This window comes from Paenibacillus macerans (genome assembly GCF_050565405.1).
GTDB classification, from domain to species: Bacteria; Bacillota; Bacilli; order Paenibacillales; family Paenibacillaceae; genus Fontibacillus; species Fontibacillus macerans_B.
The window spans coordinates 1-4,287 of the sequence record NZ_JBNYYG010000109.1 but is presented as its reverse complement, the minus strand read 5'-3'; the positions used below and the strand labels follow the sequence as shown (position 1 = coordinate 4,287).

The following is a 4,287-nucleotide window of genomic DNA, read 5'->3' as shown; positions in this document are numbered from 1 at the left end:
GTCGACTGTTTTTTTAACATAAGAACTTTTTAACGAGTAGCAACCCTTGAGTAGGTTAACTAGCTACCTTTTGGGACAGCCTCTTCTTTTTTGCCTTGTGCCATTTTTGCAATTCCTTACGGTCCGTTGTGGTACAGATGGGCCCAGCCGTTTCCGATGACCTGCGGCCGCCGGGGATTGCCGTCGCTTTGCTGATAAGGACGAAGCCCGTAACCCTGGTTGTAAGGCGGATGGCTGGAATGCGGAGAATAGGCTTGTGGCGCTTGGTTCGGGTATGGGGCGTTTTGGTTTTCTTGATGGCAGCCTTTCGGCGGACCGATGATCACGGTTTGGTTCAGAGGGGCAAACGCTTCTCTGACCTTCTCGGCATCCAGGCAGTAGGTATGCGCAAAAGCCTCGGGCGGCGTCAGCCGCAGCATATCGGAAGCGGGGATGATCTCCGGAATCGGCGCATCGAAAATCGCCAAAAAATGCGTCCCGTCCATGGTCGCGGTGTCATAATGCCACCAGCCCTGGGGCACGCTCGTCGCCTGGCCGGGACGGTTGGGATAATGCCGCAGCTCCTTGGTGAACGGATTGATGATGGAAACGACCACTTCCCCCGAAATGCAATACACGAGTTCCGAGGCGTTTTGATGAATATGCATCTCGATTACGTTGCCTTTGTCCAGGTAAGTGTCCAGCATCGACATATTTCCCAGCGTATTCAGCTGGTGGATGGACAGTTCGTTGATGAAGTTGCGCTGATCCTTTCGGACCGTCGTGTTCCGGTTGACGTCGAACGAAAATTGAGCGTTGGGTGAGGTGAAATCCATATAAGAAACCGCCATGGTTGATTCCCTGCCTTTCTTTTCACATAGGCGCTATTACTATCTATAGGATATCTATGATCCGGGGCGGTTTTATATGTGTGGTTCGGGGGATTGCAGGGCAGGGCCCGTATCGCTATCAGCGCCGTGTTTTCCTTGATCATGGCCGCCATTCGCTGGTTCATGAAATGAATGTACGACATTCCATAAATTGACATCAAATCCGTTCGTTTTTTCACAAAAACCGATTGCTTAACAAAAGGCCGGTACAGTATAATGATGCGGTAATTTGCGGACTTGCTTCCCATTTACGAAAAATACGGCAATCAGAAGGAATTGAGAACGACATATGAAGCAAACTGAGCAAGCGCAGCAGGAACACCGGCCGATCCGCAAAACGGTCAACTTTGTCGAAGCCTTGGCCATCGTTGTCGGCGTCATCATCGGGTCGGGGATCTTCCTAAAACCGGGGATCGTCCTGAGCAATGCCGGTTCGCCCTGGATGAGCATTTTGGCCTGGGTGGCCGGGGGCATCATCACATTGGCTTCGGCTTTGTCCGTAGCCGAGATCGCGGCCGCGATTCCGAGGTCCGGCGGTTTGTACACCTATCTTGGCGAATTGTACGGCAACGTGTTCGGCTTCCTGCTGGGCTGGGTGCAGACGGTGATCTCCTACCCGGCTTCGGTGGCGGCGCTGGCGATCGCGTTCGCCTCGTATTCCGGTTATTTTGTGCCGATGAACGGGCTTGAGCAGAAGCTGCTGGCCGTGGCGATTCTGGCCTTCATCCTGGCGATGAACGTCATAGCGACGAAATACGGCGGGATCATCCAAACGCTGGCCACGGTCGGCAAGCTGATCCCGGTGGTCGGCATTATCGGCTTTGGCCTGCTTACGGGCTCGGCGCCCGGGTTCAGCGGGATTCACGCGGCCGCGACGGGAGCGGGGTTTGGCGTGGCGGTGCTGGGGACGCTGTGGGCATATGACGGCTGGATCGGCGTTACCAATATGGCCGGCGAGATCAGGAATCCGGCCAAAACCTTGCCGAAGGTCATCTCCATCGGCGTAATTTTCGTGATTATCGTATATGTCACGTTTAATCTGGCCATCTTCAAGGTGCTGCCTTATGAGGCGATCGTCAGCTCCAAGGCGCCGGGCGCGGATGCGGCCGAAGCGCTGTTCGGCAGCGGCGGAGGGATGTTCATTACCGCGGGAATCATCGTATCGGTCCTTGGAGCGCTCAACGGATACTTAATGACGGCCGCGCGGGTTCCCCAGGCGATGGGGGAGAAAGGGGAGATTCCTTTCTCCGCGGTATTCCGCAAAATCCATCCGAAATTTCAAACGCCGGCTAACGCGCTCCTTTTTCAAGGGGTGCTGGCGGTCATCTATATTTTTTCCGGGACGTTCGATACGCTGACCGACCTGCTTATTTTCGTGTTGTGGATCTTCTTCACCATGGGCGTATTCGGCGTGTTCCTGCTGCGGAAGAAAATGCCGGCCGGCCCGGGCCGTTACCGGGTCCCGCTGTATCCTCTGACGCCGCTGATCGGCATTGTAGGAGGGGGCTATATTCTGATCAGCACGGTGCTGAGCAACCCGGTGCAGTCCCTGATCGGCATCGCCATTACGTTGATCGGGTTGCCGGTGTACTATTACATGCGTCGCAAATAAGGCCGTCCTCGGCCCTATGGACAATTTCCCGAACGGGCGTCGGCTTAACGGCTGGCGCCCGTAAAATATTGATAAAAGTGCACGTCCTGCCATTCCCCGAATTTGCGGCCCACTTCCTTGAAGCAGCCGATGTGTTCGAAGCCGAATTTCTCGTGCAGCTTCCGGCTGGCCTCGTTCCCGCCGACCACGCAGCTGATCACGGTATGGTAGCCGAGCATTTCGGCTCGCTTTAAGATATCCAGCGTCAAGGCCGTCCCGATACCCTGGCCGCGGAATTCGGCGGCGAGGTATACCGACAGCTCCGCCGAGCCGGCATAAGCCGGTTTTGCGCGAAACGGGCTCAGGCTGCAGTAACCGGCCACCTTGCCCTGGACTTCCGCGACGATTAGCGGGTAACGGCCGCCGTGGTTGCGGAACCAGACTTTCCGTTCCTGCAGCGACTGTTCCTCCAAATCAAACGTGGCCGTGGAGTTCACGACCGCCTCGTTATAAATCGCCAGCATTTCCGGCAAATCCTCCAGCATGGCTTCTCTTACTGCAATCACGATCATTCCTCCTAATAAATTAACGCCAATCGATACCGGTTGGAAGACTTTCCTTATTCTTGTCCCGAAGTCATCATATCACCCGGCGATACGGATGAACATGAATGAATTTCCTGGAAGATAATACATTTCATTTATGGAAGAAAAGCAACAGACGAAGGGAGAGTTGCGTATATGACGTACCCCGGATATCTTTATTTGGGTTGGGAGCAGCATTGTGCGGAGGTCCCGGTCGTGTTCCCTTCCCAGCATCAGGACCGGCATCCCGGGCGGGAATATCTTATGGAGCCCAGGCCGATATCGGAGAATCCGGCCTATGTCGGGAGCGGGAGGCTGACGAATAAAGTGGCGATCGTCACGGGCGGCGACAGCGGAATCGGGCGTGCGGTAGCGATCGCATTTGCCAAGGAGGGCGCCGACGTAGTGATTCCCTATCTCGAAGAGCACCGGGACGCGGCCGAAACGCAGCGGCTCGTTGGACGGTTCGGCCGCCAATGCTTGCCGATCGCCGCCGATTTGAGGGAGGAGGGCGCAAGCCGGTTCGTGGTGGAGACGACGCTCAAGACCTTTGGCCGCTTGAACGTGCTTGTCAACAACCACGGCGTGCAGTACCACCAAAACAGCATCATGGACATTACCCGGGAGCAACTGCTGAACACGTTCCGGACGAACATCCTCTCTTTTTTCGACATGACCCAAGCTTCATTGCCCCATATGCCCGCCGGCAGTTCCATCATCAATACGACGTCGGACACCGCTTTTTCCGGCATGGCCAACATGATCGACTACACCGCGACCAAAGGGGCTATCGTCTCCTTTACGCGATCTTTGTCCCTTTCCTTGGCGGATCGGGGAATCCGGGTGAATGCGGTTGCCCCGGGGCCGACCTGGACGCCGCTGATTCCATCGGCTTTTACGGCGGAAGAAGTCAGAACTTTCGGCACCGAGGTGCCGTTAAGGCGCCCCGGGCAGCCGTTTGAGTTGGCGCCGCTGTACGTGCTGCTTGCTTCCGACGACGCTTCTTATATCTCGGGGCAGATCTTGTTCGCCAACGGAGGCTCGATCGTGACTTGATGGGCTGAGACGAGTGGCGAAACGGGCGCGGATTTCCCGAGATTACAGCCTAGCGCCCCGCCCGGCAGCCCTCGAATTCGCTGCTCGGCGGTCTCCAAAAACCTGCAAAAGCCTCTAGGCCCCCTAAATAAACTGGAGTCCTCTCCTACAAGGATTTACAATGGAAATAAGGGAGAGGATTAAGTTA

The 4,287-nt window shown here is 55.9% G+C and carries 4 protein-coding genes; 2 read left to right on the top strand and 2 right to left on the bottom strand.

Annotated elements, in window-relative coordinates:
* Positions 1 to 116 precede the first annotated feature (116 nt).
* Entirely contained in the window at positions 117 to 830 is a 714-nt protein-coding gene (locus tag ACQ4N8_RS27940; RefSeq protein WP_430707640.1) for a cupin domain-containing protein, read from the bottom strand.
* 328 nt (positions 831 to 1,158) lie between these two features.
* On the opposite strand from ACQ4N8_RS27940, the gene ACQ4N8_RS27935 reads away from it, so the two are divergent.
* Positions 1,159 to 2,481 (top strand): APC family permease, encoded by a 1,323-nt coding sequence (locus ACQ4N8_RS27935; RefSeq protein ID WP_430707639.1) that lies wholly within the window; start codon positions 1,159 to 1,161, stop codon positions 2,479 to 2,481.
* A 44-nt stretch (positions 2,482 to 2,525) separates the two neighbouring features.
* On the opposite strand, the gene ACQ4N8_RS27930 is transcribed toward ACQ4N8_RS27935, so the two are convergent.
* Positions 2,526 to 3,026, bottom strand: coding sequence for an N-acetyltransferase family protein (locus ACQ4N8_RS27930; RefSeq protein ID WP_430707638.1), 501 nt, complete (start codon positions 3,024 to 3,026; stop codon positions 2,526 to 2,528).
* Positions 3,027 to 3,200: 174 nt separating this feature from the next.
* On the opposite strand from ACQ4N8_RS27930, the gene ACQ4N8_RS27925 reads away from it, so the two are divergent.
* Positions 3,201 to 4,100 (top strand): SDR family oxidoreductase, encoded by a 900-nt coding sequence (locus tag ACQ4N8_RS27925; protein ID WP_430707637.1) that lies wholly within the window; start codon positions 3,201 to 3,203, stop codon positions 4,098 to 4,100.
* Positions 4,101 to 4,287: the final 187 nt, after the last annotated feature.